24 protein-coding genes are annotated in these 23,591 nt (G+C 65.6%); 9 read left to right on the top strand and 15 right to left on the bottom strand.

What is annotated here, in order from left to right:
- Window positions 1–113 precede the first annotated feature (113 nt).
- On the top strand, window positions 114–1,022 hold the full coding sequence (locus ACIGJB_RS22155) for a LysR family transcriptional regulator (RefSeq protein WP_483734428.1): 909 nt from the start codon (window positions 114–116) through the stop codon (window positions 1,020–1,022).
- Window positions 1,023–1,093: 71 nt separating this feature from the next.
- On the opposite strand, the gene ACIGJB_RS22150 is transcribed toward ACIGJB_RS22155, so the two are convergent.
- Window positions 1,094–1,735, bottom strand: coding sequence for a DUF1109 domain-containing protein (locus ACIGJB_RS22150; RefSeq protein ID WP_483734427.1), 642 nt, complete (start codon window positions 1,733–1,735; stop codon window positions 1,094–1,096).
- Complete coding sequence (locus ACIGJB_RS22145) at window positions 1,732–2,304, bottom strand: sigma-70 family RNA polymerase sigma factor (protein WP_483734426.1); 573 nt, start codon at window positions 2,302–2,304, stop codon at window positions 1,732–1,734. The genes ACIGJB_RS22150 and ACIGJB_RS22145 overlap by 4 nt, the downstream gene beginning before the upstream one ends.
- Window positions 2,305–2,949: 645 nt before the next feature.
- On the opposite strand from ACIGJB_RS22145, the gene ACIGJB_RS22140 reads away from it, so the two are divergent.
- The 3 genes from ACIGJB_RS22140 to ACIGJB_RS22130 all read left to right on the top strand — a co-directional run bounded on the left by ACIGJB_RS22140 (window position 2,950) and on the right by ACIGJB_RS22130 (window position 4,725).
- Complete coding sequence (locus tag ACIGJB_RS22140) at window positions 2,950–3,222, top strand: pentapeptide MXKDX repeat protein (RefSeq protein ID WP_483734425.1); 273 nt, start codon at window positions 2,950–2,952, stop codon at window positions 3,220–3,222.
- A gap of 80 nt (window positions 3,223–3,302) precedes the next feature.
- The gene (locus ACIGJB_RS22135; protein WP_483734424.1) at window positions 3,303–3,929 is read left to right on the top strand and encodes a cytochrome b/b6 domain-containing protein; all 627 of its coding nucleotides are present in this window, start codon (window positions 3,303–3,305) and stop codon (window positions 3,927–3,929) included.
- Window positions 3,930–3,948: 19 nt separating this feature from the next.
- Complete coding sequence (locus ACIGJB_RS22130) at window positions 3,949–4,725, top strand: molybdopterin-dependent oxidoreductase (protein ID WP_483734423.1); 777 nt, start codon at window positions 3,949–3,951, stop codon at window positions 4,723–4,725.
- 18 nt (window positions 4,726–4,743) lie between these two features.
- On the opposite strand, the gene ACIGJB_RS22125 is transcribed toward ACIGJB_RS22130, so the two are convergent.
- The 7 genes from ACIGJB_RS22125 to argC form a co-directional block, all read right to left on the bottom strand.
- Window positions 4,744–5,265, bottom strand: coding sequence for a hypothetical protein (locus ACIGJB_RS22125; protein ID WP_483734422.1), 522 nt, complete (start codon window positions 5,263–5,265; stop codon window positions 4,744–4,746).
- A gap of 120 nt (window positions 5,266–5,385) precedes the next feature.
- Complete coding sequence (pgl, locus tag ACIGJB_RS22120; protein ID WP_483734421.1) at window positions 5,386–6,108, bottom strand: 6-phosphogluconolactonase; 723 nt, start codon at window positions 6,106–6,108, stop codon at window positions 5,386–5,388.
- A 311-nt stretch (window positions 6,109–6,419) separates the two neighbouring features.
- Complete coding sequence (locus ACIGJB_RS22115) at window positions 6,420–6,761, bottom strand: cupin domain-containing protein (protein ID WP_483734420.1); 342 nt, start codon at window positions 6,759–6,761, stop codon at window positions 6,420–6,422.
- 124 nt (window positions 6,762–6,885) lie between these two features.
- Window positions 6,886–8,355 carry an AdeC/AdeK/OprM family multidrug efflux complex outer membrane factor gene (gene adeC, locus ACIGJB_RS22110; protein ID WP_483734419.1) on the bottom strand — a complete coding sequence of 490 codons (1,470 nt, stop codon included), beginning with the start codon at window positions 8,353–8,355 and terminating at the stop codon, window positions 6,886–6,888.
- Window positions 8,352–11,504 carry an efflux RND transporter permease subunit gene (locus ACIGJB_RS22105; protein ID WP_483734418.1) on the bottom strand — a complete coding sequence of 1,051 codons (3,153 nt, stop codon included), beginning with the start codon at window positions 11,502–11,504 and terminating at the stop codon, window positions 8,352–8,354. Before ACIGJB_RS22105 ends, adeC begins: the two co-directional genes overlap by 4 nt.
- A gap of 27 nt (window positions 11,505–11,531) precedes the next feature.
- Entirely contained in the window at window positions 11,532–12,701 is a 1,170-nt protein-coding gene (locus ACIGJB_RS22100) for an efflux RND transporter periplasmic adaptor subunit (RefSeq protein ID WP_483734417.1), read from the bottom strand.
- 849 nt (window positions 12,702–13,550) lie between these two features.
- A complete protein-coding gene (argC, locus tag ACIGJB_RS22095) occupies window positions 13,551–14,474 on the bottom strand; it encodes an N-acetyl-gamma-glutamyl-phosphate reductase (RefSeq protein WP_483734416.1) in 924 nt (307 codons plus the stop codon).
- A 135-nt stretch (window positions 14,475–14,609) separates the two neighbouring features.
- Here argC and ACIGJB_RS22090 point away from each other — a divergent pair, with 135 nt between their 5' ends.
- On the top strand, window positions 14,610–15,494 hold the full coding sequence (locus tag ACIGJB_RS22090) for a LysR family transcriptional regulator (RefSeq protein ID WP_483734415.1): 885 nt from the start codon (window positions 14,610–14,612) through the stop codon (window positions 15,492–15,494).
- Window positions 15,495–15,589: 95 nt separating this feature from the next.
- Window positions 15,590–16,093: a hypothetical protein gene (locus tag ACIGJB_RS22085; protein WP_483734414.1), complete on the top strand. Its 504-nt coding sequence runs from the start codon at window positions 15,590–15,592 to the stop codon at window positions 16,091–16,093.
- 250 nt (window positions 16,094–16,343) lie between these two features.
- On the opposite strand, the gene ACIGJB_RS22080 is transcribed toward ACIGJB_RS22085, so the two are convergent.
- The 6 genes from ACIGJB_RS22080 to ACIGJB_RS22055 form a co-directional block, all read right to left on the bottom strand.
- Entirely contained in the window at window positions 16,344–16,604 is a 261-nt protein-coding gene (locus ACIGJB_RS22080) for a hypothetical protein (protein ID WP_483734413.1), read from the bottom strand.
- A 49-nt stretch (window positions 16,605–16,653) separates the two neighbouring features.
- On the bottom strand, window positions 16,654–16,914 hold the full coding sequence (locus ACIGJB_RS22075) for a hypothetical protein (protein WP_483734228.1): 261 nt from the start codon (window positions 16,912–16,914) through the stop codon (window positions 16,654–16,656).
- 257 nt (window positions 16,915–17,171) lie between these two features.
- Complete coding sequence (locus ACIGJB_RS22070) at window positions 17,172–18,416, bottom strand: CaiB/BaiF CoA transferase family protein (RefSeq protein ID WP_483734412.1); 1,245 nt, start codon at window positions 18,414–18,416, stop codon at window positions 17,172–17,174.
- Window positions 18,413–19,414, bottom strand: coding sequence for a Bug family tripartite tricarboxylate transporter substrate binding protein (locus ACIGJB_RS22065; protein ID WP_483734411.1), 1,002 nt, complete (start codon window positions 19,412–19,414; stop codon window positions 18,413–18,415). The genes ACIGJB_RS22070 and ACIGJB_RS22065 overlap by 4 nt, the downstream gene beginning before the upstream one ends.
- Window positions 19,415–19,459: 45 nt before the next feature.
- Window positions 19,460–20,581, bottom strand: a complete 1,122-nt coding sequence (locus ACIGJB_RS22060; RefSeq protein ID WP_483734410.1) for an NAD(P)H-dependent flavin oxidoreductase — start codon at window positions 20,579–20,581, stop codon at window positions 19,460–19,462.
- On the bottom strand, window positions 20,581–21,810 hold the full coding sequence (locus tag ACIGJB_RS22055) for an acyl-CoA dehydrogenase family protein (RefSeq protein WP_483734409.1): 1,230 nt from the start codon (window positions 21,808–21,810) through the stop codon (window positions 20,581–20,583). The genes ACIGJB_RS22060 and ACIGJB_RS22055 overlap by 1 nt, the downstream gene beginning before the upstream one ends.
- A 125-nt stretch (window positions 21,811–21,935) precedes the next feature.
- On the opposite strand from ACIGJB_RS22055, the gene ACIGJB_RS22050 reads away from it, so the two are divergent.
- The 3 genes from ACIGJB_RS22050 (at window position 21,936) to ACIGJB_RS22040 (ending at window position 23,578) form a co-directional block, all read left to right on the top strand.
- A complete protein-coding gene (locus ACIGJB_RS22050; protein WP_483734408.1) occupies window positions 21,936–22,895 on the top strand; it encodes a LysR family transcriptional regulator in 960 nt (319 codons plus the stop codon).
- 101 nt (window positions 22,896–22,996) lie between these two features.
- Window positions 22,997–23,395 (top strand): DUF1801 domain-containing protein, encoded by a 399-nt coding sequence (locus ACIGJB_RS22045; protein WP_483734407.1) that lies wholly within the window; start codon window positions 22,997–22,999, stop codon window positions 23,393–23,395.
- 60 nt (window positions 23,396–23,455) lie between these two features.
- Window positions 23,456–23,578, top strand: coding sequence for a hypothetical protein (locus tag ACIGJB_RS22040; RefSeq protein ID WP_483734406.1), 123 nt, complete (start codon window positions 23,456–23,458; stop codon window positions 23,576–23,578).
- The last annotated feature ends 13 nt before the right edge of the window (window positions 23,579–23,591 follow it).

Genomic DNA, 23,591 nt, shown 5'->3' with positions numbered 1-23,591 from the left:
CTGCAGGCACAAGCGAAGCGTGGAAGCGAAGTGTAGTCAAATGGCGCGCATTCCAATCATGATTTAAAATTCCCGACTTCATTCCATATTTTCATGGAAGTGCCAAATTCGCCATGCCCATCGATATCCGTGCCCTGCGTTACTTTGTTGAAACCGCGCGCTTGAGGAGCTTTACGCAAGCGGCGACCTCGCTGTTCGTCACGCAGTCGACCATCAGCAAGATGGTGCGGCAGCTGGAAGACGAAGTCGGGCAGCCCTTGCTGATCCGTGAGGGCAAGACGGTGCGCCTGACCGACGTGGGCCGCGTGGTGTACGACCGCGGCCAGGAGGCGCTTGGTGTCGTGCACCGCCTGACGCTGGAGGTAGCGGATCTGTCTTCGCTGGGCCGCGGCCAGTTGACCGTGGGGATCCCACCGATGGTCAACCTGTTCTTCTCGCCAGCGGTGAGCGCCTTCCGCAAGCGCTATCCGAACCTTGAGCTGAGCCTGGCCGAGCATGGCGGCCATCTGGTGGAGCAGATGGTGGCCAGCGGGACGCTGGAAGTGGGCGCCACGGTGCTACCGGTGGACAGTGGGCTGGAACTGGCCACGCAGACGTTCGCCAAGTACCCGATCTGGGCGGTGGGGCCGCGCAAGGCGCCGTGGGCGCGCGGGAAGACGGTGAGCCTGGCGGCGCTGAGCGACGAGCCGCTGGTGTTGCTGACCGAGGAATTTTCGCTGACGCACAAGTTGCGGCAGGCGTTCCTGGAGGCACGCATCGAGCCGCGCGTGGTGGCGCAGAGCGGCCATTGGGATTTCCTGGCTTCGATGGCGGCAGCGGGTCTGGGAACTACGTTCCTGCCCGAGCCGTTCCTCACCCGGCTGCAGGACCGCGACAACCTGGCCGTGGCGCGGCTGACCGAGCCGGATATGGACTGGGCGCTGGCGCATGCGTGGCTGCCAGGGCGGTATCTGTCGCATGCCGCAAGGGCCTGGCTGGCGGTGTGCGAGGAGGTGCTGGGCGGAAACGGGGTGTCGTCCTGAGCCTCTCCGCCGGCGTGTCGGGAAAGGGCCAGTGCCGCAAGTCTGTCTCGCGAATCATGCAGGACGGAGACTCACCACCGAAGCAGGCGCGGCGCCAGCAATGCGCCGATTGCGGCAGGCGCCAGCATGCCGAGGACGTACCACACGCCCCAGAACGCCACGCCCATCTCCGGACAATGCAGGCAGTAGGCCAGCGTCGCGACCGCGCCGGACAGCAGGCCACCCACGGCGCCTGTCAGCCGCAACCGCGTCGGCGCCAGTCCGCGCAAGGCCCAGAACACGGCAATGAACACCGGCACGGACAGCATGGCGATATTGAACGGGCAGACGCGCCAGGTTTCTCCCAGCACCGCCGCGGCGCGTTCGCCGGCCGGCGTCCGGGTCAGCACATAGAGCGCTGCCAGCCAGACGGCCGCGAAGGGCACGGTAACGCCTGGCCAGCAAGCACCGGTTGCCATGCCGGGACGCGCGAGCCGCGTCGTCATCCACAATGCACCCAATGCCAGCGAAAGCGGCAGCGCCACCTTGGCCCAGAACAGCGGGGTGGCGGCGACCTCGGCCAGGTCGGAGCGAAAATGCAGCGTGGCGGCCACCAGCACGGCCGCCAATGCCGCGCCCGTCGCCACGGCCAGGCCAAAGCGTCGCGCGACCGCGTGGCGGTCCACGGGGGCGATGCCTTGGGCCAGCAGGGCAATCAAGTGGTCTGTCTTCATCGCGTTCCTCGAATCTTCGCCGCGAGCGCCTTTAGCCCGCGATGCACGCCAACCTTCACCGCCGATTCCGACATCCCGGTCATCTTCGCGGCCTCGCTGACGGACAATCCCTCCAGCTTCACGTGCACGATCGGCAAGCGCTGACGGTCCGGTAGCTGCTCGAGCAGCAGGTTCAGGTCCCGCTTCGCCTGTGCAGGCTCCAGGTCGGGCGCTGCCAGCACGTCCTGCGCCGAATCCAGGGGATCGCTTAGGGCATCGTGTCGCGCATACGCGCGAAAATGGTCGGCGAGCTTGTACCGGGCGATGGCATGCACCCACGCCGTGAGCGGTTGTCCCGGCAGGTAGGTATGGCGCGCGTTATGCACGGCCAGCAGGACTTCCTGCGTCAGGTCCTCGACGTCGCCCGCTTGCTGCGGGAGACGGTTGCGGAAGTAGCCGCGCAACATGGCGGCCAGTTCGGTGAGACATTGCGCGTACGCCATCTGGTCGCCGGCCAAGCCGTCCGTAAACAGGTCGAGCAGGCGAGCCTCCCGCCTTTTCAGCGCATCCTGTTCGACAGTTCGCTCCATCGATCGGTTTGGTTACACCTGGCCATGTGGATGGCGCGAATTCTACGCTGCGGTGGCGGTTATGCGTGTTGCAAGGCGCATGAGTGATGGGGTGGTACCGCGTACGTTCTTCGGCGAATTGCGGCTGGCGTCGTGCTTGGCAGGCGCCGCTGTTTCGCAGGCGTAGCCTGCGAGTCACTTTTTGTCCGAGCGACAAAAAGTAACCAAAAAACGCGTCGCTTGTCCTAACGGACGAATATTGATCGTAGCGTGCGAAGAATTTCGTACGGGTACTCGCTTCAGAGTCTGCCCCGCTGCCTGCCGCGTGGTGCGCGTCCGCCTGCAGGCTCTCCAGCAATGATTGAACCAGCCCCGAACCTGTCCGTGGCCCGACACTGCCACCGTTATCGCATCATCGCCTTCGGCTGCTGCGCGGCTCACAAGTCGGTTAGGCGGGGGTATCACCGGCGCTGATGCTGGCGCTTCGTCCCCGCAATTCAGCGACGAACCAAAAAATCTCCGACCGCTGTAACCGAAGGCGCTCCTGCCGCGAATTTCCCATCAGACGCACACAGACGTGTGAATCTGGCACCCGCCGATACGGCGTGGCGCAATGTTCCATCCACCGGGACGCCCCGGTCCAACACTCAACAACGAGGAATCAAGATGAACAAGATCGCTATCGCCGTGGTTTCCACAGCGTTCCTGATTGGCGGCACCACCGCATACGCCCAGACCGGCGGCTCGATGGCCAAGGATTCGATGGCCAAGGACTCGATGTCGAAAGACAGCATGTCGAAGGACACGATGTCCAAGGACGCCATGTCGAAGGACAGCATGCACAAGGACGGCATGCACAAGGACAAGATGGGCAAATCGAAGTCGCACGACAAGATGGGCAAGGAAGGCGATGCCATGTCCGGCGGCATGAACAAGTAGCACTGGACCGGGCAAGCTTGACCAGCCACCGCGCGCGGCATCGTGTCGTGCACGGCGTCTGGATTCCTGAGGAGGCCGACATGGAACTCTCGCATGACGCTGTCGATTCGCGCGCTGCCCCGCGCAAGATCCAGCCGGGGTGGCTGCGACTCTCCCACTGGCTCAACGCGCTGGCCGCCGTGGTGATGATGCTTTCCGGCTGGCGCATCTACAACGCCTCCCCCGTGTTCGCCGGGTTTCGCTTTCCGGCCGACTTCACGCTGGGCGGATGGCTGGGTGGCGCGCTGCTCTGGCATTTCGCGGCCATGTGGCTGCTGTTTTTCAACGGGCTGTTCTACCTGGCGATGAACGTCGCCACGGGGCGGCTTGCCCGCAAGTTCTTTCCGTTAAGCCCGCGCGCCGTGCGGGACGATCTGGTTGCCGCGCTGCGAGGACGCCTTTCTCATGCGGATCTGAGCCACTACAACGCCGTGCAGAAGCTCGCCTACCTGCTGGTGATGATCGTGCTGCTCGTACTGGTGCTTTCCGGCATCGCCATCTGGAAGCCCGTGCAATTCCCGCTGCTGCGCGAACTGATGGGCGGCTACGACTTCGCGCGCGTGGTCCATTTCTGCGCCATGTCGTTGCTTGCCGCCTTTATCGTCGTGCATATCGTGATGGTGGCGCTCGTGCCGCGCAGCCTGCTGACCATGATTCGCGGACGCTGACATAACCGGAGCCTGAATCGTGAATCCGAGACCTTCCCGACGAACGGCCGTCGACCGCGCGTCGCTGATCATCGATGTGCGTCGGGAACTCGACGCGCCGTCGCGCCGCCTGTTCGGCAAGCGCCTCCTTACGCTGGGCGGCCTGGCCATGCTCACCGGCTGCAGCCTGAGCGACGATGCCTCCGTGGAGACCTTCCTCTCGCGTGTGTCGCGCATCAACGACAAGGTACAGGCCTGGCTGTTCGACCCGAACCGGCTGGCGCCAACCTATACCGAAGCGCAGATCACGCGCCCGTTTCCGTTCAACGCGTTCTACGGCATCGATGAGGTCACCGTGGTCAACGGCGACGACTTCCGGCTCAAGGTCGGTGGACTGGTGCGGGAAAAGAAGAGCTGGACGCTTGAAGAACTCTACGCCCTGCCAAACGCCGAGCAGATCACGCGGCACATCTGCGTGGAAGGCTGGAGTGCCATCGGGCGGTGGGGCGGCACGCCGTTTGCCGGCTTCCTGAAGCGGATCGGCGCCGATACCAGCGCGAAGTATGTGGGATTCCGGTGTGCCGACGACTATTACGAGAGCATCGACATGGCGACGGCGCTGCATCCGCAAACCTTGCTGACGTTCACGTATGACGGCGAACGCCTGCCGCCCAAGTATGGCTATCCGATGAAGCTGCGGATGCCGACCAAGCTCGGCTACAAGAATCCCAAGCACATCATGGAGCTGTTCGTCACCAACACCTACACCGGCGGCTACTGGGAGGACCAGGGCTACAACTGGTTCGGCGGATCCTGAAAAAGGGCCTGGAGACCTTCAGGAGCCAATGCCTTCCGTACACCGGCCCGGCGGGACGTGCAGCGTCACCAGCGGCTCCTGGCCGGCCATGTAGCGGTAGTCCAGCGTCACGCCAAGCTTGCCGAGCACCGGCACATCCGGGTTCCGGCAGATCCCGCGTTCAAGGATGGGCCTGGCCGAGACCATGAAGTTCCGGGTGTCCTCGCGCCGCGGATCGACCCCCGTCACCTGCAGGTGAAACTCGACGACCTTGCCGGCCCGCACGGCGCAGCCGGACAGGCGCGTGGAGTCGTCCAGCACCATCGGTGCCATCCGTGCCAATTCCGCACAGGCCATGCCGAGTTGCCGCTCGGCGTCGCGGGCGGTCAGCCGGGTCACGCCCGACATGCCGCTTGGCTTGCCGCGTACGGTGCCCAGCAGCAGGCTGGCCAATTCGGACAGCGGCGGGGCGGCCATGCCGAGGGAAGATCCTGCGCCGATAAAGAGGGCCAGCAGGCTAATGGCCAGCGGCTTGACGACTGGGAAACCAGGGAAGGGCATGGGGCGCAATGCATTCGGAAGCATCCCGGAACGGGCGATGCCACTGTAGCGCGCGCCGTGGCCGATTGTTGTCAGGCTCTGTCCTACGCCGCAACAGCCTTCGCCGGCACGGCGGCCGGGCTATTGCGTCCAGTAGACGTCCACCGGCGTACTGTCCTGGTGGAGCAGGTAGCTGACCGGCAGCATCGGCGTGGGCTCCATGGTGGCGGCATCGAATACCTGCTTCTTCCACGGGCCACTGAAGCTCAGCAAGACGCGGCGTGCGCCCAGCAGCGCGCTCAGGTTCAGGCTGACGCGGCGGTGCGGCGCGGCGCGCGGGTTCAGCGCCAGATATCCCGCCGGCTCGGTCAGCGACAGGCCAACCGGCAGTTCCGGAGCATCCGCGAACAGCGAAGCCGTGTGCCCGTCGTCGCCCATGGCCAGGACAACCACATCGGGCTGGCGGTAATTGCGGTTCAGCTCGGAAACCACGGCCGAAGGATCGATTTCGTCGATTTCCATGCAGAACGATGGCACCGGCGGATGGAAGGAGGCGCGCGACGCGGCTTCCCGCAACAGCGCGTCGCAGACCAGGCGCGCATTGCTGTCGTCGTGGCCAAGGGGCACCATGCGCTCGTCGACGAGCATCACGCTGATGCGATCCCACGGCAGCGCCCGTTGCTGCAGCGCCTTGAACAGCGGCAACGGCAGGCGGTCGCCCGCGATGGCCAGGCAAGCATGTTCCTGGCTGGCCAGCGTGCGCTCCAGCTCGCACGCCACGGCTCGCGCCATGGCATCGGCATGGGCGCAGGCATCGTTCAATTCGATCTGGCGCATGGCTTCCTCCCTGTTGGTGGCGAGCATGGCAGGACGCAACCTGCCATGGCCGCTGGCGGCGGGACAGCGCTGTCATGCGGCTGTACCGGCGCAATGACCGGGTCGCGCCTTGGCCCGGATCGGCTGGCTGCCGGGCTCAACGCTTGTTGGTGGATTCGATTCTATGTGCCAAACGGTGCGGCGCACAATGAGGCGTGCGCTGACATGGCGAGCAAGACGCTCGTTGCAGCCGAATCGCCCTCAACTATGCGCAAAACCGCACAAAATTGCGACGCATAGCGCGTATGAAGGCCGCAGCGACGCCCGACCGGCCCGCTGCTGCGGCGCGATAATGCGGCTCAGGAAGCGCCGCGGCCGACCAGCACAACGGTGACGAGCAAGGACGTATTGGTGATCGCCGTGACATCGTGGGCGGCCGACGCGCCCAGGTACAGCAAGTCACCCGGATGCAGCCGGCGCTGGCTGCCGTCGATGCCGATTTCCGCTTCGCCTTCCAGGCACTGGATGGTCGATGGTCCGGCGACCGCATGCGTGGCGACATGCTTGCCCGCCGGCAGCACCATGCGCATCACTTCCAGCTGCGGTTCCTTGAACAGCGCGGCGCTTGGCGTCTGTGCGAGCTGTTTGCCCAGCGGCAGCACGCTGGCGACTTCACCGGAAGACAAGTGGGGCAGGGACATGGCGGGGCTCCTCGTGGCGGTGTGGCGTTTATGAAAGGCCTCAGGTCATTGTAGGAGGCCGCGTCGCGCCGCCAGCTTTGGGCAACGCCGGCCCGCCAACATTGCGCGGGCCGGCCAGCGGCGTTCAGGACGACGGCCCCGGCGCAGCAGGGGGCGCCGCGTCGGTTGCGCTGCGGGTCTCGTCATGCCAGCCACCCCCGAGCGCCTTGTACAGGTTGACCTCGCTGGTCAGCTGCTCCTGCCGCGCAACGATCAGCAACTGCTGCGCGTTGTAAAGAGAGCGCTGCGCATCCAGCACCGCCAGGTAGCTGTCCACGCCCGTGCGATAGCGGCGGTCGGCGAGGTTGTAGGCGTCCTGCGCCGCTTCGACAAAGCGCACCTGCGCTTCCAGCTGGCTCATGTACGTGCCGCGCGCGGCCAGGCCGTCGGCGACCTCGCGGAAGGCCGTCTGCACGGTGCGTTCGTACTGCGCGACGTTGATGTCCTTCTGGATGCTCGCGTAGTCCAGGCTGGCCTTGAGGCTGCCCGCCGTAAACAGCGGCAGGCTGATCTGTGGCTGGAACAGCCAGGTGCCCGAGCCGCCTGCGAACAGGCCCGACAGCTGGTTGCTCGCCGTGCCGGCCGAAGCGGTCAGCGCAATGCGCGGGAAGAACGCCGCGCGCGCCGCGCCGATATTGGCGTTGGCCGACCGCAGGCGGTGCTCGGCAGCGAGCACGTCGGGCCGGTTCTGGAGCAGGTCGGACGGCAACCCGGGGGGGACATCGGCCGTGAGCTTCTCCTGCAGGCCAAGCGGCGGCGGCAGGTCCGCCGGCATGCCGGTGCCCAGCAGCAGCACGATGGCATTCTCGTCCTGCGCCACCAGCCGCGTGTAGCGCGCCAGGCTCGCACGCGCATTTTCTACAGCGGTCTGGGATTGCCGCAGGTCCAGGCGCGAGGCAATGCCTTCCTCGTAGCTGCGCCGCGTCAGGCCATAGCTGCGCTCGTAGTTGGCCAGGGTATCGCGCGTCAGCGCCAGCAGCGCCTCGTCGGCGCGCTGCGCCAGGTAGGCATTGGCCACGCTGGCCACCAGCGCGATCTGCGCGCTCCGGCGCGTCTCGTCGCTGGCGAAGTACTGTTCCAGCGCCGCTTCGCTGAGGCTGCGGATGCGGCCGAACAGGTCGAGTTCCCATGCGGTCGTGCCCAGCGATATCCCGTACTGGCTCGTGATCAGGCGCCGGCCGGTGGTGGACAGGTCGGCGGGAATGCGCTGGCGCGTTTCCTGCGCGGCGACGCCGATGGCGGGGAACAGGTCGGCGCGTTCGATCCGGTATTGCGCGCGGAACGCTGCCACATTCAGCGCGGCCACGCGCAGGTCGCGGTTGTTCTCCAGCGCGACCTCGATCAGGCGGCGCAGCCGCGCATCGGCGAAGAAGTCGTGCCAGCCGAGATCCACGGCGCGAACCTGCTGCGCCTGCGCCGTGGCGTCGGCCGCCGGATAGGCGGTGCCTTGCGGATACGCCTGCGCGACCGGCAGGTCCGGTTGCCGGTAGGTGGGGATCAGGCTGCAGCCGGCCAGCAGGGCGACGGCGGCAGCGCAGGTCAGCGTCTTCTTCATGGCAGCGCGCCTTTCTCCGCGGGGCCATCGGGCCGGGTCGGCTTGCGCTTGCGTTCGACCAGTGCATTGACCACCACAAAGAACAACGGCACCCAGAAGATCGCGAGCACCGTGGCGGTAATCATGCCGCCGATCACGCCGGTGCCGATGGCGTGCTGGCTGCCCGCGCCGGCCCCGGTCGAGACCGCCAGCGGGAACACGCCCAGCATGAAGGCCAGCGAGGTCATCACGATCGGGCGCAAACGCATGCGGCAGGCTTCGATCGCGGCGTCCACCAGGCTCTTGCCGTGCTCGTGCAGGCTCTTGGCGAATTCCACGATCAGGATGGCGTTCTTGGCCGACAGGCCGATGGTGGTCAGCAGGCCAACCTGGAAGAACACGTCGTTGGACAAGCCGCGGCCCATGGTGGCGAGCAGCGCGCCGATCACGCCTAGCGGCACCACCAGCATCACCGAAAACGGGATCGTCCAGCTTTCATACAAGGCCGCCAGGCACAGGAACACCACCAGTAGCGACAGCCCATACAGCGCCGGCGCCTGCGAGCCCGACAGCCGTTCTTCATAGGACAGCCCGGTCCAGGCGTAGCCCACGCCCGGTGGCATCTGCTTCATGATTGCCTCGATCGCCTTCATCGCCTCGCCCGAGCTGCGGCCAGCAGCCGGCTCGCCCAGCACCTCCACCGCCGGCACGCCGTTATAGCGCTGCAGCTTCGGCGACCCGTAATCCCACTTGCCTTCGGCAAACGCGGAGAACGGCACCATCTCGCCCTTGTCGTTGCGCACGAACCATTTGTCGACATCATCGGGGTTCATGCGTGAATCCGGACGACCCTGTACGTAGACACGCTTGACGCGGCCGCGGTCGATAAAGTCGTTCACATAGCTTGAACCCCAGGCGATCGTCACCGTGCTGTTGATGTCGGCCAGCGAGAGCCCCAGCGCACGCGCCTTTTCATCGTCGATGACGAGCTGGTACTGCGGCTGGTCATTGAGGCCGTTGGGACGCACGCGCTGCAGCATCGGGTCTTTCGCGGCCAGCCCCAGGAACTTGTCGCGCGCGTTCATCAGGGCCTGGTGGCCCAGGCCGGCCTGGTCCTGCAGGTACAGGTCGAAGCCAGTGGCGTTGCCCAGCTCCTGCACGGCCGGCGGGGGGAACGCGAACGACATGGAGTCGCGGAAGGTCGCGAACTTGCGCTGGGCGCGCGCCGCCAGGTCGAAGACGCTGGTGTGGTCGCCGCTGCGCTCCTCCCACGGCTTGAGCAGGATGAAGGCAAGGCCGGAGTTCTGGCCGCGCCCCGCGAAGTTGAAGCCGCTCACGGTGAAGAGCGAATCCACCACGCCGCCTTCGTCCTTGAGCAGGTAGTCGCGCATTTCGTTGAGCACCTTCTGGGTGCGTTCGGCAGTGGCCCCCGGCGGCGTCTGCACCTGCGCGTAGAGCACGCCCTGGTCTTCATCGGGCAGGAACGACGTGGGAATGTGCGTGAACAGGAAGGCCATCACCGCGAGGATCGCCAGGTAGATCAGCACGAACGGCAGGCGGCGCTTCAGGATGGTCGACACCCCGCGTTCGTACCCTTGCGTGGTCGCGATGAACTTGCGGTTGAACCAGCCAAAGAAACCGCCCTTGTTCTCGCCATGGTCGCCTTTCTCGATCGGCTGCAGCATGGTGGCGCACAGCGCCGGCGTCAGCACCAGCGCGACCAGCACCGACAGCACCATCGACGAGACGATGGTGATGGAGAACTGCCGGTAGATCACGCCGGTCGAGCCGCCGAAGAACGCCATCGGCAGGAACACCGCCGACAGCACCATGGCGATTCCGACCAGCGCGCCCTGGATCTGCCCCATCGAGCGCCGCGCCGCCTCCTTGGGCGGCAGGCCGTCCTCGGCCATCACCCGCTCGACGTTTTCCACGACCACGATGGCGTCGTCCACCAGCAGGCCGATGGCCAGCACCATGCCGAACATCGTCAAGGTGTTGATGGTGTACCCGAACGCGGCCAGCACGCCGAACGTGCCCAGCAGCACCACCGGCACGGCGATGGTCGGGATCAGCGTGGCACGGACGTTCTGCAGGAACAGGTACATCACCAGGAACACCAGCGCGATCGCTTCCATCAGCGTCTTCACCACCTCCTTGATTGAGCCCGAGATCACCGGCGAGGTGTCGTACGGGTAGACCACCTTCATGCCGGCAGGGAAGAATGGCTCCAGGCCGTCGAGCGTCTTGCGGATGGCGCGCACCGTCTCAAGCGCGTTGGCGCCGGCGGCCAGGCGCACGGCAATGCCCGAGGCCGGCTGGCCGTTGTACTGCGCGTTGATGTTGTAGTCCTGGCCGCCCAGGCCGACATCGGCCACATCCTTCAGGCGCACCTGCGAGCCGTCCGGGTTGACCTTGAGCAGGATGTTGCCGAACTGCTCGCTGGTTTGCAGGCGGGTCTTGCCGATCACGCTGGCGTTGAGCTGCTGGCCCTTGACCGCGGGCAGGCCGCCAAGCTGTCCCGAGGCGACCTGGACATTCTGTGCCTTGATGGCGTTGCTCACGTCCAGCGGCGTGAGCTGGTAGCTGTTGAGCCGGGCCGGGTCGATCCAGACCCGCATGGCGTACTGCGAGCCGAACACCTGGAAGTCGCCGACGCCATACGTGCGCGACAACGGGTCCTGGATATTCGAGACGATGTAGTTCGACAAGTCTTCCCGCGTGATCTTGGGATCGGTGGAGATCAGGCCGACGATCAGCAGGAAGTTGCGCACCGACTTCGTCACGCGGATGCCTTGCTGCTGGACTTCCTGCGGCAGCAGCGGCTGCGCGAGCGCAAGCTTGTTCTGCACCTGCACCTGGGCGATATCGGGGTTGGTGCCTTGCTCGAACGTGACCGTGATGGTCATGCTGCCGTCGGCGTTGCTTTCCGACGAGATGTAGCGCAGGCGGTCCAGGCCGTTGAGCTGCTGCTCGATGACCTGGACCACCGTGTCCTGCACGGTTTCGGCCGACGCGCCCGGGTAGTTGACCGAGATGGCGATGGTCGGCGGCGCAATGGCCGGATACTGGCTGATCGGCAGCGAGCGGATCGACAGCACGCCGGCCAGCATGATGACCAGCGCGATCACCCACGCGAAGATGGGTCGATCGATAAAGAAATTGGACATGAATGCTCCCTCGCCCTGGTGATGCCGTCAGGGCTTGGCCGCGACCGCGGCGGATGCAGCCGACGCCGCCGACGCAGCGGCGGGCGGGTTGCCTGGCCCGCTGCCGGCCTGTGCCACGCGGACCTTCGCGCCGGGCTTGACGAACTGCAGGCCCTCGACGATGACGCGGTCGCCGGCCTTGAGGCCGTCCGCCACCAGCCATTTGTCGCCGATCACGCGGTCGGTGCGGATCTGGCGCAGCTCCACCTCGTCCTTGGCGTTGACCACCAGCGCCGTGGCCTGGCCCTTCATGTCGCGCGTCACGCCTTGTTGCGGCACGAGCAGGCCATCGGCCTTCACGCCGTCGCGCAGGCGCGCGTGGACGAACATGCCGGGCAGCAGTTCATGGCGCGGATTCGGGAACACGGCGCGCAGCGTGACCGAGCCCGTGCCCTGGTCCACGGCGACCTCCGAGAACTCCAGCCGGCCGACTTCCGGATATTTGGTGCCGTCCTCCAGCACCAGGTTGACCTGCGCCGCGTTGGCGCCGGCGCTTTGCAGGGTGCCGTTGGCGAGCTCGCGTCGCAGCCGCAGCAGCGATGCCGAGGGCTGGGTCACGTCGACGTAGATCGGATCGATCTGCTGCACCACCGACAGGGCCCCGGCCTGGCCGTTGGTCACCAGCGCGCCCTCGGTCACGTTGGAGCGTCCGATGCGCCCCGAAATCGGCGCCAGCACTTTCGTATAGCGCAGGTTGATCTGCGCGCGGTCCACGGTCGCCTGCGCCTGCAGCCAGGCAGCCCTGGCCTCGTCATACTGCTGCTTGCTGACGGCCTCGTCGCCCACCAGGCGCCCATAGCGCTCGGCCAGCAGCTTCGCCGATTCCAGCGAGGCCTTGGCGCTCTTGTAGGTCGCGTCGTAGGTGGAAGGGTCGATCTGGTAGAGCTGCTGGCCCTGGGTCACGTCGCTGCCTTCCTTGAACAGCCGGCGCAGGATGATGCCATCCACCTGTGGCCGCACTTCGGCAATGCGGAAGGCCGAGGTACGGCCGGGCAACTGCGTGTCCAGCGTGACCGGTTCGGTCTTGAGCGTGACCACGCTGACCTGCGGCGGGGGCGGGGCCGCGGCCTCCTTCTTGCTGCCGCATGCGGCGAGCGTCGAGAGGGCGATGGCCAGCGTAACCGGAACCCAGGCCCGGCAGCCGCGTGATCGTTGCATTGCGATTTCCTGCGAAAAAATCCTGCGAGTCATGGTGTCGGCGTGCCGGAGCCGGGCAGGGGGCGAGCGTCATGCGCGGGGCCGCTTCCGGAACCAACCGGGCAGCCCATCCGAATGCAGCAAGCCCCGCCGCGGCCCTGCGTAGCCGAGAAGTCTATCCCGACTTACGGAAACGTTTCGGCCGATTATCGGCTTTCCATATTTCAGATTCTTTCAAGGAATTTATAGGGCATGGCCACGGATGGGTTTTCGCGAAAGCGTTGCGCATGCCGCACATCTTTGCCATGGTCTTTCCCGGAGCGCTGTCATTCGGAATCGAGCTATCACCCGTCCGGGGGTGTCTTTGCGCACGGCGACCTGTGAGAATCCGGCACTGAGAGACTCCACTCAAGTCCTCAAGCCCTTATGCCCGTGCTCTGCACGGGCTTTTTCTTAGTTCATCGTTGAATTGCGGGGACGGCGTGTTTGGCAGACGGGGAGCTGAGGTTACGACAAGACGAAGGGGAAGAGAGGGGCCAGCGCCGGTGATACCCCCGACTAACCGACTAGTGAGCCGCGCAGCAGCCGAAGGCGATGATGCGATAACGGTGGCAGTGTCGGGCCACGGACAGGTTCGGGGCTGGTTCAATCATTGCTGGAGAGCCTGCAGGCGGACGCGCACCACGCGGCAGGCAGCGTGGCAGACTCTGAAGCGAGTACCCGTACGAAATTCTTCGCACGCTACGATCAATATTCGTCCGTTAGGACAAGCGACGCGTTTTTTGGTTACTTTTTGTCGCTCGGACAAAAAGTGACTCGCAGGCTACGCCTGCGAAACAGCGGCGCCTGCCAAGCACGACGACCCAGTCTCTACGCGAGCATCAGGTTCAGGTTTTGAATCGCAGCGCCGGAGGCACCCTTTCCAAGATTGTCGAACACGGCAGACAGCAGGACGTGTCCGTGTTCCTTGCCAGGAAATACGCTCAGGCGCATCTCGTCCGTCCCGTTCAGCCGTTGCGGAACCAGATGCTTCATGGCGCACGATTCCTCCAGCGACGAGACATGTACGTGGTCCGCTTCGGCATAGTGCTGCGTGAGGCATGCGTGCAACGTGGCGCCATTCACGCCCGGTGCCAGCATCCGCAACGCCAGCGGGACCGTCAGCACGATGCCCTGGCGGAACGCCCCGTATGCCGGGACGAAAATAGGAGGCTGCGCGAGCCCGGCGTGCTGCCGGATTTCCGGCGTGTGCTTGTGGGCGAGTTCCAGCCCATAGACCTGGTATGAAGGCGCGTCAGCGGCTCCCGGCCCTTCATATTCCTCCACGCCGGCGCGTCCGCGTCCGGAGTAGCCGGATACCGCATGAATGCTGATGGGGTAATCGCCCGGTATGAGTCCAGCCTGCACCAACGGGCGCAGCAGGCCGATCGCACCGGTCGGATAGCAGCCAGGGTTAGTGACCCGACGTGCGTTGGCAATGCTCTCGGCCTGCTCCGGCGTCATCTCCGGAAATCCGTAAGTCCAGTCCGGATGTGTACGGTGGGCGGAGCTTGCATCGATGACGCGCACCGCAGGATTGACAATGGCGGCCACTGCCTCGCGCGCGGCGGCGTCCGGCAAACAGAGGATGGCGATGTCGCAGGCGTTGAGGGCTTCTGTGCGACGCCGCAGATCTTTGCGCTCCGCAGCAGCCAGCGTCATCAGCCTGATGTCGGTCCGGTTACGCAGCCGTTCGTGGATCAGCAAGCCGGTGGTGCCTTGGTCGCCGTCGATAAAAACAACGGGAGAGCTCATGGGTGAAAGACTCCGATGATGTTGGATGACAGTAAGCAGAACGAAGAACCGTTCCCATATTGGGCTGAACGCTACAATAGAGAAAGTTGAATTTCATGACCTCCACATTCAGCTTTTCTGAATCAGGACGCCGCTATGCGAGAGATCAGCCTGGACCGCTTGCGTACCCTGGTCGCGATTGCGGACCGGGGCTCATTTGCCGACGCGGCGCGTGCGTTGCATCTGGCCCCGCCAACAGTCAGCCTCCATATCGCTGACCTTGAAGACCGCATTGGTGCTCCGCTCCTGTCGCGCAAGCGCGGGCAGGTCAGGCCCTCGGCGATAGGAGAAGTGCTGGTGGAGCGCGCGCGCCGGCTGCTGGCCGACGCGGAGCAGGCGTTGGACGATATTCAACGCCAGGTGCAGGGACTCGAAGGCCGCGTGCGGATCGGTGCGTCGACGGGCGCGATTGCGCACCTGTTGCCGCAAGCGCTCGAGGGGCTGCGCCAGCACCATCCCGCTATCGACATTCAGATTGCAGTGTTGACGTCCCAGGAAACGTTGTCCCGATTGGGGGATGGGACGCTGGACGTGGGGCTGGTCGCACTGCCTCAGCCCTCGGTGGCGGGACTCGTGATCAAGCCTTGGCGGCGCGACCCCGTGATGGCCTTTGTGCCGGCGCATTGGCAATGCCCGGCTCGCGTCACGCCTGAATGGCTCGCTTCTCAACCGCTCATTCTCAATGATGCGACCACGCGTCTTTCCCGTCTGACTGCGGAGTGGTTCGCGACCGGTGGGTATCAGCCTGCGCCGCGCATCCAGCTCAACTACAACGACGCGATCAAGAGTCTGGTCGCTGCCGGTTACGGCGCCTCGCTGTTGCCGCATGAGGCGACGGCGCCATTACCTGACCCGCGCATTGTCATGCGTCCGCTGCGCCCGGCGTTGTGGCGACGGCTCGGCGTTGCCCATCGCGCGGGGTACGTCGAGCGCTCCACGCAGCACGTATTGGATATGTTGCGGGATCTGCGATTAGCCTAGGCTTCAGACTGGAGCACGGTGATGAACGGGGACAGCGCCGTTGCCGTCTGAGAAGGGGTATCGATCCGTCACTTGCCATCAAGGGAACCAGAAAAATGAAGACTCTTATGCGCTTCTTCACGGTCGTCCATGGGCTGATGGCAGTGCTCTTCACCTGCGCGGCGCTGATGTTGATTGCGATTGCTGCTCGCATTGGATTGACCGTGTTTGCAAGTCAATGGGACCAGGCAAGCGCGCTATCCGTCATTGAAGCTTTGGGGTTGCTGGCAGGCGCCGTTGTCGCATTGCAGATCGCCGAGACCATCGTTGAGGAAGAGGTCATCCGGGAGGCTGACGTGAGCGCGCCGACACGGGTACGGCGTTTCATGTCGCGATTCCTGGTGGTGGTGGTCGTCGCGCTTGCCATCGAAGGGCTGGTGGCGACCTTCAAGGCGCTGCATCACGATCCATCGCAGCTTCGCTATGCGGCCGGGCTGATTGCATCGACCGCCTTGCTGCTTGGCTCGTGGGGGCTGTTCGTTCACCTGAACCGGTCCGCCGAAGAGCTGGAGCCGGAGGCCATGGCGGAAGCGAAACGCGAGGATAAGAAGGTGCAGTAGGGTGGTGCCGAATGTGCTGACCTGATCGGGGCATTTCGACGCTCAGCAATTTGGGTGAGTGGCACTGCCCTTGGTACAGCTGACAAAGTCAAAATCCCGAGGGTTGTCTCCCCTCTCCCGTTTATGGGAGAGGGGCGGGGGAGAGAGCAGGCGTTTCCACGAAGTGTGGCGCCACGGTGCTTGCCATGCGCCTGCCCTCCCCCCAACCCCTCTCCCGCAAGCGGGAGAGGGGAGCAAACAGGCTGGAGTTTCAGTGCTGCAGGGCCTGCACGATGCCGCCCACATTGTTAATGGTGTTCGTCATCGTCTTCAGATCGACATTGGTGCGGGTCGAGGCATCGACCTGCGTAACCGGCGCGAAGATCGTGTTCGGGCTGGCGAACGAAACGCCACTGCCACCGGTGATGGCGTTCACGCCAGAATTCACGAAGATGCTGCCGCCGCGCACGGCGCCCATCTTGGCGTGGTCAAGGTCTTGTTCGAGCGAGAGGTTCTGGATGGTCAAGGACATGATGGTCTCCTGGGGAAGGCTGGAATCAACGAGATGAGAGGGACGCGATTTAGTGCTGCGCGGCCTGCACGATGCCGCCGACGTTGTTGAGCAGGTTGCTGATGCTCGTGAGGTCGACATTGGTGCGGGTCGAGGCATCGACCTGCGTGACAGGCGCCACGATGATGTTGGGGCTGGCGAAGGACACGCCGGAGCCGCCGAGGATCGCGTTGACGCCATTGTTCAGGAACAGGCTGCCGCCGCGGACGGCGCCCATCTCGGCGTGGTCCAGGTCTTGTTCGAGGGGCAGGTTCTGGATGGTGAGGGACATGATGTGACTCCTTGGGTAGGCTGGTCTTGCTTAGGTTAGAGAGCATCTGGTGTTGCGCTCGAGGTCATATACGCATGGGATGTGCCAGCCCGCGGCCCAGACCATCAAGAAGTCATCAAGTCATTGAAAATAAAGCAGAAAAATACCTCCTGCCGCGGAGGGACATGCGGAGGCGCCGCCCATGCATGTTGGACGCCCGCAAACAGGTCCGTGCTCTGTTGTCTGGATACGGCAAACACATGCGCACGCGTCGCGCTTTAAAGAACCCCCGCGCCGCGCAGCCTTTCCATGTCGCGGCACGTCAGGCCCACCTCCGCGTAGACTTCCGCGTTGTGCTCGCCGACTGCAGGCCCGGTTCTCGGTGGAAGCGGCGCATAGCCGGAGAAGCGCGGAACCTGGCAAGGCGCGGGAATGGAGCCGAGGTCCGGGTCGGGCAGGCGGACGATTGCCTGACGGGCACGGAAGTGCGGATCTTCAACAATGTCCGCGATCGAGAAGATCTTGCTGAACGGTATCTCGCGCGCAGTCAGCGCCGCGGCAACCGCCTGGTAGTCATGCGCGGCGAACCAGCCGCCGATGATGAGGTCGAGCGATTCAAGGTGCCGCACGCGTTCGGGGTTCGTGGCGAAACGCGGATCGTCCGCCAGCTCCGGATGGCCGATCGCCGCGCACAGGCGCCCGAAGATCGGGTTCGATGACGCGACCATCGACACCCATTGCCCGTCCGCCGTCGCGTACATGTTGGAGGGCGCGGTATAGGTGGCCCGGTTGCCCGCGCGCTGCCGGACCTGACCGAGCTGCTCGTACTCCACGGCGAGCGGCTCCAGCAGGCGGAACAGCGCTTCGGTGGCGGACAGGTCGATCTCGCGGCACGGTGCGTCCGGGTGCAGACGGCGTTCCGCTGCGGCCGTGGCGATGGCGAAGGCGCCGAACAGCCCTGCCATGACATCGCCCGCCGGATAGTTCATATGTAGCGGCTGCCCGCCGGCGTCGCCGGTCAGGTTGGTGAAGCCGCTCATGGCCTCGAATACGCGGGCGAAGCCGGCGCGCGCGGCGTAGGGACCGGTCTGCCCGAAGCCAGTGAGGCGAAGAATGATCAGGCGCGGATTGGCCGCGCGCAGCGTGTCGAGATCCAGGCCCCAGCGATCGAGCGTGCCGGTGCGGAAATTTTCGACCAGCACATCGAATCCGGGAAGCAGCTTGAGGAACAGTTCCCGGCCTTCCGGCTGCCGTACATCCAGCGAGATGCCGCGCTTGCCGCGGTTCGCGACCTTCCAGTAGAGCGGCAGGCCGTCCTTGACAGGGGCCAGTCCGCGCAGCGGGTCGCTGCCGTCGGGGAGTTCGAGCTTGACCACATCGGCGCCCATGTCGGCGCACAGCGTGCAGGCGAACGGCGCGGCCAGCACGGTGGCCATGTCCAGGATGCGCAGGCCCGCGAGCGGGCCTTGCGCAGGCGAGTCTGCCCTGGCGTGGTCCATAGTCGTTTGGGAGGGAGGGTTCATGCATCCACCTTGATGTCGCGAGCCTTGATCAGCGCGGACAGCCGCGTCGATTCGGACTGGATGAAACTGTCGAACTGCCGGGCGTCGAGCGCGAGGATTTCGGCATCGAGCGCGGCCAGCTTGTTGCGCACGTCCGTGGTGGCCAGGGCCGACTGCAAGGCGTTGCCGAGGTAGTCGACAATGGCCGGCGCGGTGCGCGCATGGACGGCCAGGCCATACCATGACTGCACCAGGGCCTCGGGATAGCCCGCTTCGGCAATGGTGGGAATGTCCGGCAGCGACCGCGTGCGCCGCGTGGCGTTCACTGCCAGCGGGCGCACGCGCTTCGACTGGATCAGCGGCAGCGCCAGGTTCTGCGACAGCAGCGCAAACTGCAGTTGCCCGCGCCCGAGGTCCAGCACCGAAGGCGGCTGGCCCTTGTAGCCGACGTTGGTCACGCGCACGCCGGCGGATTCAAAGAACAGTTCCTGCGCGAGATGGAGCGAGCTGCCCGTGCCGGGCACCGGGACGTTGACCGCGCCGGGCCGTGCCTTGGCCCACGCCGCGAACTCCTTGAGCGTCTTCGCGGGGACGTCGTTGTGGACGACAAACACCGAGGGCACTGCACCGATCGAACCAACCGCGCGGAAGTTCTGGATGCGGATGCCGGACTCCGGATAGAGCGTCTGGGCCACCGCAAGAACCGGCGACACGCCGAGCAGCGTATATCCGTCCGCAGGCGCCCGGCCGGCAAATTCGATGGCAATGCGTCCATCCGCGCCGGGACGGTTCTCGACCACCACGCGCTGCGGCAGGTCAAGCGACAGGCGGTCGAGCGCGGCGCGCAAGGTCACGTCGACCACGCCGCCGACCGGATAGGGCACCACGGCGTGCAGCGGCCGGGCGGGAAAGCCTCCCGGCCCTGCCGCAGCGGCCGCGCGTGCCAGGGCCGGCAAGCCGGGGAGGGACGTCATCAGCGCTGCCTGAAAGGCAGTCCTGGCAAAGGTGCGGCGATTCATAGATTTCCTCCTGTTCGTAGTCCGGTCTGGTGCCGAGGCATTCGCTCAAGCCCGCAGATAGGGACGAAGGTGGTCGAGCGACTGTCGCGTTTCGCGCACCAGCCGGGCCATGATCTGCGCCACGGGTTCTATCTCATGCACCCATGCAACGCTTTGTCCGGCCGCCTCATACATCAGCGGTGCGACCTCGTGCTCTTCGACTGCTGCCAGCAGCCGCCCGGTCAGGGCTTGCTGATAGGGCATGTCTAGCGGCGACGGCGCATCAGGGGCTTCCCACGCATCGGAGAATGCGCTGCGCACCACGCGGCACGGCTTGCCGCTGTGCGCCCGTGTGATCACCGTGTCCTCGCTCCTGGCGGCTATCAGCTTGTCGGTGAGCGCGGCCGGGAGCCGATGCTCGGCGCTGCCAAGCCAGACCGTACCGAGCCATGCGCCTTCTGCCCCCATGGCAAGGGCGGCGGCGATCTGGCTTCCCGCGCCGACGCCACCCGCGGCCAGAACCGGCCGGCCTTGCGCAGCGGCGATGATCTGCGGCACCAGCGTGAAGGTGCCGATGGCACCGGTATGGCCGCCTGCGTCATAGCCTTGCGCCACCAGCACGTCCACGCCGGCCTCGATGGCCTTGCGCGCATGCTTGACCGCTCCGACCAGTGCGATGGTGGTCTTGCCGGCCTGGCGCACCCGCGCAAGGCAGCCGGCGGGCGTGCCCACGCCCGCCGCGAAGACGTCCATGCGGCTCTCCGCCACGGCCGTGACCTGCTCCTCGAACAAGGCCTGCGAGCGCACGTATTGCGAAAAGAAGTTGCCCTGCGTGGCCGCAGGGACCTCGAATCGATCGAACAGCCCATCGACAAAGCGGCGATGCCCGTCCGGGATGGCCGCCGCCAGGTCATCGGGCGTGGTGGCGCCGGGCAATGAGGTCGGCAGCAGCAGGTCAACGCCGACCGGTGCCTCGGGGCACAGCGCGCGCAGTGCGGACAGCTTGTGGGCGAGTTCATTGGGGCCGTCGCGCGCAGCGGCATAGACGCCGAGACCGCCGGCGTTCGAGATGGCCGCCGCCACTTCGATGCTGTGCGCCAGCCCGAAAATCGGGTATCGGATGCCAAGGCGCGCGCACAGCGCGTTGGTCAGGGAATCGGACACGGGGGCGTTATCAATTGTCGCCATCACTGGGCTCCAAACAAGTCCGGTTCGAAGTCCAGGCACGGATGCTGCGCCATGGCCGATGCGGTCTTCATGATGTAGCGGCCGATCAGGTTCTTGTGGACTTCGCTGGTGCCTTCGCCAATCTGGTTCATCTTGGCGTCGCGCAGGAAGCGCTCGATCGGATACGCGTTCAGGTAGCCGTTGCCGCCGAACAGCTGCGCGCAATCGACCACTACGCGCATGCACAGGTCCGTGCTGTGCATCTTGGCGATCGATGCGTGGATCGAGGTCTCGGGGTCCGTGCGGTCATAGCGCTGCGCGGCGCTGTAGACGAGGCAGCGCGCGGCTTCGATGCGGGCGGCCATGTCGGCCAGCATCCATTGAATGCCCTGGTGCTCGCCCACTGCCTTGCCGGACACCTGGCGGTGCCCCGCATACTGCGCCGCAAGCTGCAGCGCGCCAGTCATGCGCCCGAGCGCGATGGCTGCATGGCCCACACGTGCCCGGACCAGCGTGTCCTGCGCCAGCGCCATGCCCTGGCCTTCTTCGCCAAGGCGATGCGAAGCCGGCACCCGGACGTTGTCGAGCCGCACTTCGGCAATCGGCACGCCATGCCAGCCGAGCTTGGGGATGATGGGCGAGACCGACAATCCTTCGGCGTCGCGCGGCACCAGGAAGGCCGTGAGGCCGCGGCTGCCGCCGGGGCCGTCGGCGAGCGAGGCCACCACCACGAACATATCGGCCACCGTGGCGCGCGTAATGAATTTCTTCACGCCCGTGAGGCGGTAGTCGCCCGCATCACGGGTTGCCGTCGTGCCCAGCCGCGCCAGGTCCGACCCGGCGCCGGGTTCGGTCAGCGCAAACGCGGACTGCGTTTCGCCGCGGGCCAGCTCCGGGACGATCCGTGCGCAGAGGTCCGGGGAACCGCCGGCCACGATGGGCCGCGACGACAGGTCGGTGCCGGTGATGATCGACGCCGCGGTGCTGCACACCCGTGCAATCTCCTCGATGATCCTGACGCGCAGCAGCATGGACGCCTCGGAGCCGCCCAGTTCCCGAGGGAACGCCGTGGCGACGATGCCGGTGTCCGCCAGCGTGCGGAAGGTCTCCCAGGCGAAGTCATCATCGCGGTTCACGGCATTGGCCTTGGGACCGATGGTGTCCTGCACCAGTTGCTGCACACGGCCAAGCAACGCGGCGTCCTGCGCATTGAGCGGCGCCAGCGGGTGGTTGTGAGCGGTCAGCGGCATGTGGGCTTGTCTCCTTGGTATTTTGTGTGGGGGGTGGTTGCTTCTTACGATAAAGAGCCGATATCCTGCGATCAATGACGAATCGAGAAAGCAGATATCTCTTGATTGGATAGCGGGGAAGACGGATGCAGGCAGAGACGGAACAGGAACTCACACTGAAGGCGCTGGCGACGTTTATTGCCGTGGCGCATGCGCGCAGCGTCTCGGGCGCCGCCGCGCAGCTTGGCCTCGCGCAGTCGGCCATCAGCCGGCAGATCGGCCTGCTGGAAAAGACGTTCGGGGGCGCGCTGTTCTATCGCACGGGTCGCGGCGTGCGGCCGACGGCGCTGGCGGAGCAGGTGCTGGGCGATGCGGAGCCGTTGCTTGCCGGCGCCCGGCAACTGGTGGAGTCGGCGCGCGCGCAGGCCGGCAACGTGACTGGCGTGCTGACGGTCGGGCTGGTGCCGGCGGTGGCGCCGTTGATGTCGAGCCGCCTTTTCGCGGCAGTGCAGGCGCGCATGCCGGCAGTGCGCTTGCGCATCGTGGAGGGCTACAGCGGTGAAATCGAGGCTCGCCTGACACAGGGCAGCATCGACCTGGCCGTGGTGAACCGCTATCGGGCGGAGGGCCGGAACAGTTACCGCCGGCTGCTGGAAACGCCGCTGATGCTGGTCGGGCGGCGCGATGCAATGCGCGCGCACTGGCGCGCCACGGGCGCGGCGCCGGCTGCCATGCAGCTACGCCAGCTCGGCGGGCTGCCGCTTGTGTTGCCGGTGCCGCCGAATGCCATCCGCAGCCTGCTCGAGGAAATGACCAGCGCGCAGGACGTTAGCCTCGACGTCTGCATGGAAGCCTCGTCATCCGTCGTGATCAAGCGCATGGTCACGGATCATGCCGCCTTTACCGTGTTGCCGTATCACGCGGTAAGCGCCGAACTGGAAAGCGGGATGTTCGAAGCGGTGCCAATGGCGGACCGTGCCATGCGGCAGACCGTGGTGCTGGCCACGAGCAGCCAGCGACCGTTCACCACGGCGGCGCGGCGCGTGGCGCAAATGATTCCGGGGATCGCGGATGCCTTGATCCGTGAAGGGCAGTGGCGACGGTAAAGGGGCCGCTGTCTGCCGGGCACCGACACCCGGCGCGTTGCCAAGCCATGGGCGGGCTTCGGGAAAGCTAGAATGTGCGTCTTGGCTTCAGGAGCGCGGACATGAAGAACCCCGAGGTGCAGGACGGCAAGTCTCCTTCCCAACTGATCGACGAGAGAATCCGTGAGCTGGACGACTGGCGCGGCGAAATGCTCGCCCGCATCCGCAAGCTCATCCGGGCCGCGGATCCGGACGTGGTTGAAGAGTGGAAGTGGCGGGGCGTTCCGGTGTGGTCGCACGCCGGCATCGTCTGTACCGGAGAGACCTACAAGAACGTCGTGAAGATGACCTTCGCCAAGGGGGCGTCGCTGGCGGACCCTTCGCAGCTTTTCAATTCGAGCCTGGAAGGGAATACCCGGCGCGCCATCGATCTGCACGAGGGCGAAGACATCGACGAGGCGGCGCTGAAGGCACTGATCCAGGCCGCCGTGGCGCTGAATCAGTCGAAGCACCGGCGCTGACCGCCGGCCTCGCCGACGCCGGTGCGGTCGTCCAGGGCCAGCGCGTATCCGGAGAGCGGGATGGTGGTGCTGCAGGTGGCCGAATTCGGCCTGTTTGGACCGTTGCATGAGGCCATGGCCCGGCAGTTCCCCACGGCAAGGTGCGACTTGCCGGTGACGTATTTCCCGCGCAAGCCGAAGTGAAGGCGGAAACAGC

The sequence above is a fragment of the Cupriavidus sp. C2SS-8b genome (genome assembly GCF_057073745.1).
The sequence above is the reverse complement of the archived record's forward strand: the minus strand, read 5'-3'. Positions and strand labels throughout refer to the sequence as shown.

What these genes read in the sequence shown, in the direction of transcription:
- ACIGJB_RS22155 (WP_483734428.1), top strand. Translation starts at nt 114, where the DNA reads ATGCCCATCGATATCCGTGCCCTGCGTTACTTTGTTGAAACCGCGCGC.
- ACIGJB_RS22150 (WP_483734427.1), bottom strand. Translation starts at nt 1,735, where the DNA reads ATGAAGACAGACCACTTGATTGCCCTGCTGGCCCAAGGCATCGCCCCC.
- ACIGJB_RS22145 (WP_483734426.1), bottom strand. Translation starts at nt 2,304, where the DNA reads ATGGAGCGAACTGTCGAACAGGATGCGCTGAAAAGGCGGGAGGCTCGC.
- ACIGJB_RS22140 (WP_483734425.1), top strand. Translation starts at nt 2,950, where the DNA reads ATGAACAAGATCGCTATCGCCGTGGTTTCCACAGCGTTCCTGATTGGC.
- ACIGJB_RS22135 (WP_483734424.1), top strand. Translation starts at nt 3,303, where the DNA reads ATGGAACTCTCGCATGACGCTGTCGATTCGCGCGCTGCCCCGCGCAAG.
- ACIGJB_RS22125 (WP_483734422.1), bottom strand. Translation starts at nt 5,265, where the DNA reads ATGCCCTTCCCTGGTTTCCCAGTCGTCAAGCCGCTGGCCATTAGCCTG.
- pgl (WP_483734421.1), bottom strand. Translation starts at nt 6,108, where the DNA reads ATGCTCGCCACCAACAGGGAGGAAGCCATGCGCCAGATCGAATTGAAC.
- ACIGJB_RS22115 (WP_483734420.1), bottom strand. Translation starts at nt 6,761, where the DNA reads ATGTCCCTGCCCCACTTGTCTTCCGGTGAAGTCGCCAGCGTGCTGCCG.
- adeC (WP_483734419.1), bottom strand. Translation starts at nt 8,355, where the DNA reads ATGAAGAAGACGCTGACCTGCGCTGCCGCCGTCGCCCTGCTGGCCGGC.
- ACIGJB_RS22105 (WP_483734418.1), bottom strand. Translation starts at nt 11,504, where the DNA reads ATGTCCAATTTCTTTATCGATCGACCCATCTTCGCGTGGGTGATCGCG.
- ACIGJB_RS22100 (WP_483734417.1), bottom strand. Translation starts at nt 12,701, where the DNA reads ATGCAACGATCACGCGGCTGCCGGGCCTGGGTTCCGGTTACGCTGGCC.
- argC (WP_483734416.1), bottom strand. Translation starts at nt 14,474, where the DNA reads ATGAGCTCTCCCGTTGTTTTTATCGACGGCGACCAAGGCACCACCGGC.
- ACIGJB_RS22090 (WP_483734415.1), top strand. Translation starts at nt 14,610, where the DNA reads ATGCGAGAGATCAGCCTGGACCGCTTGCGTACCCTGGTCGCGATTGCG.
- ACIGJB_RS22085 (WP_483734414.1), top strand. Translation starts at nt 15,590, where the DNA reads ATGAAGACTCTTATGCGCTTCTTCACGGTCGTCCATGGGCTGATGGCA.
- ACIGJB_RS22080 (WP_483734413.1), bottom strand. Translation starts at nt 16,604, where the DNA reads ATGTCCTTGACCATCCAGAACCTCTCGCTCGAACAAGACCTTGACCAC.
- ACIGJB_RS22075 (WP_483734228.1), bottom strand. Translation starts at nt 16,914, where the DNA reads ATGTCCCTCACCATCCAGAACCTGCCCCTCGAACAAGACCTGGACCAC.
- ACIGJB_RS22070 (WP_483734412.1), bottom strand. Translation starts at nt 18,416, where the DNA reads ATGAACCCTCCCTCCCAAACGACTATGGACCACGCCAGGGCAGACTCG.
- ACIGJB_RS22065 (WP_483734411.1), bottom strand. Translation starts at nt 19,414, where the DNA reads ATGAATCGCCGCACCTTTGCCAGGACTGCCTTTCAGGCAGCGCTGATG.
- ACIGJB_RS22060 (WP_483734410.1), bottom strand. Translation starts at nt 20,581, where the DNA reads ATGGCGACAATTGATAACGCCCCCGTGTCCGATTCCCTGACCAACGCG.
- ACIGJB_RS22055 (WP_483734409.1), bottom strand. Translation starts at nt 21,810, where the DNA reads ATGCCGCTGACCGCTCACAACCACCCGCTGGCGCCGCTCAATGCGCAG.
- ACIGJB_RS22050 (WP_483734408.1), top strand. Translation starts at nt 21,936, where the DNA reads ATGCAGGCAGAGACGGAACAGGAACTCACACTGAAGGCGCTGGCGACG.
- ACIGJB_RS22045 (WP_483734407.1), top strand. Translation starts at nt 22,997, where the DNA reads ATGAAGAACCCCGAGGTGCAGGACGGCAAGTCTCCTTCCCAACTGATC.
- ACIGJB_RS22040 (WP_483734406.1), top strand. Translation starts at nt 23,456, where the DNA reads ATGGTGGTGCTGCAGGTGGCCGAATTCGGCCTGTTTGGACCGTTGCAT.